The following is a 4313-nucleotide window of genomic DNA, read 5'->3' on the forward strand; positions in this document are numbered from 1 at the left end:
CAGTTCCCGCTGAAAGCTAAGGAGATGGTTCGACTCTCGGCTCCTTCGTCGCCTTTCGCTCACCATGACAGGCTTCGTTGAGGGGTGATTGCATGGCAAGCGTCAAAATGAGGATTGACAGGGCACTATGCTAACCCCAACAAAAAAAGCCCGCCCCGTGGGGCCGGCTTCGTTCCACTTCGGCGTACCAATGTGACTGGAGCGGGCTACGCAGGCAGTGCCTCGCGCATCGCCTCGGGCAGGGCAACGGGGCGACCTGTGGCAAAGTCAATCCACACGATGGAGGCCGAGCCCCGCGCCACCACCGCATCCGGGGCCGCTTCGGTGGTGATGCGGTAGTACGTCTGGATGCTGGAGCGCCCCGGGGCTCCGCTCAGCAGCGCCACCCGAACCGTTGCCGGATGCGTAAGCGGCTGCTTGTACGCACAGGCCGTGTGGGCCACCACCGGTCCGGTCTCGCCCTCCATCGAAGCACCGGGCAACGCGCGCAGCCACTCCACGCGTGTTTGCTCGAAGTAGCGAAAGAACTTCGTGTTGTTGACGTGCCGAAACGCATCCATGTCGCCCCAGCGCACCGGGAGCGTAGCGGTGTGCATAACAGCGGCGTTGTCGGGAATGGCAATGCGAGGACGCGGCATAGGCGCGGGATGTTGGGTGAGTGGGATGCCGAGTGCCAGTCTTAGTAGAGCGACGTATCAAACGCGCGGCGGTGAGCCTGCGTTGCCGGGTGCTCTGGTCCCAGCAGCGTAAAGAGCGCTACGCACGCCTTACGCGCTCCGTCATCATCAAGATCGCGGTCGGTGCGCACCACCTCGATGAACTGTTCGAGCGCGTCATCGAACCGCTCTTCGCGCAAGGCATTCAGGGCAGCCTGGTAGGTGGCGGCCGCCTCGGTATCGGGCAGGTCGGGGGTGTCGGTGAGCAGGCGGCTGAGCGTCTCGACCGCCTCGCGCTGCTGGCGCAGATCGGGCGCGGCTACGTCCAGCGAATCCACCAGCGACGCAGCGCGCTCTGGATCGTCGAACACGACGGCTGTAGCCAGAAGCAAGTCGGCTTCTGGCTCTTGCGTCTCACCGTCTACAATCGGCTCCAGCAATGCAACGGCATCCTCGCGCCGCCCCTCGTCAAGCGCAGTCTGAGCTTTTCCAATTGCTTTCTTCTCTGGGGTAGGCAGGTGTTCGTCGAGCCACTGCTCCACGGCATGACGCGGCAGCGCACCGGTAAACTCGGCAGTCACCGTACCATCTACAAACAGCTTTACAGCCGGAATGCCACGCACGCCGTACTGGCGGGCTACGTCGTTGTGCTCGTCTACGTTAAGCTTAACGAGCGTCCAGTCGTCGCGCTCAGCATCCAGCTGTTCGAGCGTAGGTCCGAGCTGCCGACATGGGCCGCACCACGGGGCCCAGAAGTCGACCAGTACCGGTTTTGTACGGCTGGCTTCGATCACGTCGGTTGCAAAATCAGTCGCCGTCGTCTCCATATCAGGAACAGATTGATGAATGAGAACGCATACAGTACGTGTAGTAACTACCACGCCAATGGCTCCCTTTTGCTTCCTGTTTTGGAGCGGTTTGGCAATTTCTCATCATGTCTCTCTCCTGTACGCCTGCCGAAATATGTCATTTACCAGCGCCGCCCCCCGCATCATCAACCACATGAACGAGGACCACGCCGATGCGCTGCGGCTGTACGTGCGTGCGTTCTCAGATGCCGTGCCCAACGGTCCCGTGCGCATGACCGGCATCAACGCCGATACGATGACGCTCCACCTCGCATCGTCCGATACAACCGTGCGCATCCCCTTTGACCCGCCCCTTGAAAGCGCCGATGATGCCCACATGCGCCTCGTGCAGATGGTTCAAGAGGCCCGTGCTACACTTGACGAGCAAAGCACGTCTCCGTCATGATTCCCCACATCGTTAAACGGATGCCGCACCCGGGTGCAACCGCATGCTGCGTACCCCGTTACCCAGCATGAAGGATGTGCAAACCCCAACGCACATTCCCCCGAATCCTACTTCCTTCTTCTGCTGTGCCTATGTGGTCCTGGATTCACACCCTTACCAGTTCCGGCGTGCCCGACGTATCGCCTGCCTCGGCGCGCAAACGCGTTGAGCGCGGCGCCACCTACCTCGACGGCGTCGATCCGCACTGGTACCGCGGCGTCGACCCCGTTACACTCGAACTTTCTGACGGATCGCACTGCGTACTCGGTCAGATGCATGGCGACTACCGCCTGGGGCTCGGCCGTGCGCATCTGCTGAACATGGGCTCGGGGCCGCGCGCCAGCCTCTCGCCCGTCGCCTACGGCTTTCAGGCTGCCGACACCGGCGATGCCGACATGGATGCCCACGACTACGACCTGCTCACGGCCGCCTGGGCCGAGGCCATCCGTGCGCGCCACGCCGCCGACACCGGCTCGCCCTTCGACGCCCCCGCGCCTGCTCTCTCTACCCGTGCCTAATCCGTCGGCTTGCCTGCTTTGTCCGTTTCGTTTTGGGGGATGCGCTGGAGCGCCGCGCTGATCGGAGGGCTTCTGCTGACTGGAATCGGGGGGAGCGCCTGCACGTCATCGGGGTCTTCGGAGGTCGAGGATGCGCCCGCTCCGTCATCGGTCGCAGAACCATCAGTCGCCGTGCCGGATAGCGCCCGCCTCTGGGCAGTGACGCTCGATGCCCGAGAGCCGCCCACCCCAGACGATCTGGACCGCATTGCCGCGCTGGGCACCACGCACCTCACGCTTATCCCGTTCGGCTTTCAACGCACTGCCGATACGCCCCGCATCCGCCTGAATACCGATGCCGGATGGTACAGCGAAAGCGATGCGGGCATCCGCACGCTGGCGCAGGAGGCCGCCGACCGCGACATGGGCCTTGTGCTCAAACCGCACCTCTGGCTCGGCAGCTACGACACCGACGGGCAAGAGCGCAACGCCATCGGGTTCGACACCGAGGCCGAGTGGACCGAGTGGGAGGCCGCCTACACGCGCTTCTTGGTGCACTATGCCCGCCTGGCCCGCGACGTAGAGGCCGATGTGCTGGTGGTGGGCACCGAACTGGCCCGCGCCGCACACGAGCGCCCCGACTTCTGGCGCGCACTCATCGACACGGTGCGTACCGTCTACGATGGCGATCTCACCTACGCCGCGAACTGGTACGATGAGTACGAGACCATTCCGTTCTGGGATGCGCTCGACTACATCGGCGTGCAGGCTTACTTCCCCCTCGCCGACGCCCAAAACCCCTCGACGAATGCTTTAGTGCAAGGCTGGGATACGCATGTCGAGGCTCTGAGCGAGGTCGCGGCCCGTGCCGAGCGGCCCGTGCTGTTTACCGAAGTCGGCTATCGCAGCGTGAAAACAGCCGCCGCCGAGCCGTGGGTCTGGCCCGACCGCAATGCCGACGATTCCAGCAGCCATGCTCCCGAACTGCAAGCGCGGCTCTACCAGGCGCTGTTTGCGCGCTTTCGTGACGTGCCATGGTTTGCAGGCGCCGTGCTATGGAAGTGGCACCCGGCCCACAGCGCCGATCGCCCGCAGGGCTTCACGCCCCAGGACAAGCCCGCCGAGGACGTCATCCGGCGCGGCTTTAGGCAGCAGGATAGCGGTGTCACTCCGTAGCCGGGCCCGGCTTACGCACGGTGGCGAATGTCTTGCACGCGCCGCACCAGCGAAATGATGAAGCCCACCGACAGCATGATGAAGCCAATCCACACCAGACTGATGAGAGGCTTCACCTGCGCCTGCACCACAACCCAGTCCTCGGGCATCACATCTACCCCATCAATCGCAAAGTTGGCGCGGCCCGACTCTACGTCCATTTCGATAAAGGCCAGCCGGATATCCCACGCTTCCACCTCCGCTTCCACGTAGCGCTCTTTGCGATCATTCGTGATCATGTAGATGGGCTTGAGCCGCTGCGTCTCGTTCGTCTCCAGATCCGTCATTTCCATGACTGCGCCTACGGCAAGCTGCACATCGTTGGGCACATCGGTGTCAGGCAGTTCCATGTCGAATCCCTTGAAGGCAATAGCGTACTCCCCATCGCCGATCACGGTTGAGTCGCCCCGTGCCAGTTGAAACTCGCCGCCCTCCGCATCGGGGTCGTCGTCGATGCCTGTTGCCTCGCGGGGCGTAACAGCCACAAACAGATCTTGCTCTACAAACTTCTTGACACCGGGATGCATGAACCACTGTCCATCATCAGACTCATACGCCTCGGGGCGTACCGTGTAGCTACGGCCTTTCGGAGACGACGAAACGAGGGAAACAGGTCCTACCATCACTGCGACGCCTCTCGGAAAAAGGGTAT

Annotated in this window: 5 protein-coding genes and 1 pseudogene; 3 read left to right on the plus strand and 3 right to left on the minus strand. The window is 62.8% G+C overall.

The window, feature by feature from the left end:
- Positions 1 to 206: 206 nt before the first annotated feature.
- Both R6U20_RS00255 and R6U20_RS00260 read right to left on the minus strand, forming a co-directional pair.
- On the minus strand, positions 207 to 638 hold the full coding sequence (locus R6U20_RS00255) for an acyl-CoA thioesterase (RefSeq protein ID WP_410335864.1): 432 nt from the start codon (positions 636 to 638) through the stop codon (positions 207 to 209).
- A gap of 41 nt (positions 639 to 679) precedes the next feature.
- Positions 680 to 1483, minus strand: coding sequence for a tetratricopeptide repeat protein (locus R6U20_RS00260; protein WP_410335865.1), 804 nt, complete (start codon positions 1481 to 1483; stop codon positions 680 to 682).
- Between the two features lie 136 nt (positions 1484 to 1619).
- Here R6U20_RS00260 and R6U20_RS00265 point away from each other — a divergent pair, with 136 nt between their 5' ends.
- From R6U20_RS00265 to R6U20_RS00275, 3 genes are all read left to right on the plus strand, one after another.
- Positions 1620 to 1910, plus strand: a complete 291-nt coding sequence (locus tag R6U20_RS00265; RefSeq protein ID WP_410335866.1) for a DUF2470 domain-containing protein — start codon at positions 1620 to 1622, stop codon at positions 1908 to 1910.
- Between the two features lie 131 nt (positions 1911 to 2041).
- Positions 2042 to 2467, plus strand: coding sequence for a hypothetical protein (locus tag R6U20_RS00270; protein ID WP_410335867.1), 426 nt, complete (start codon positions 2042 to 2044; stop codon positions 2465 to 2467).
- 18 nt (positions 2468 to 2485) lie between these two features.
- Positions 2486 to 3622: a glycoside hydrolase family 113 gene (locus R6U20_RS00275; protein ID WP_410335868.1), complete on the plus strand. Its 1137-nt coding sequence runs from the start codon at positions 2486 to 2488 to the stop codon at positions 3620 to 3622.
- An 11-nt stretch (positions 3623 to 3633) separates the two neighbouring features.
- On the opposite strand, the pseudogene R6U20_RS00280 reads toward R6U20_RS00275, so the two are convergent.
- Positions 3634 to 4313: pseudogene (locus R6U20_RS00280) on the minus strand (cytochrome C assembly protein); the annotation flags it as partial.

The sequence above is a fragment of the Longimonas sp. genome, from assembly GCF_046498435.1.
Taxonomy (GTDB): domain Bacteria; phylum Bacteroidota; class Rhodothermia; order Rhodothermales; family Salinibacteraceae; genus Longimonas.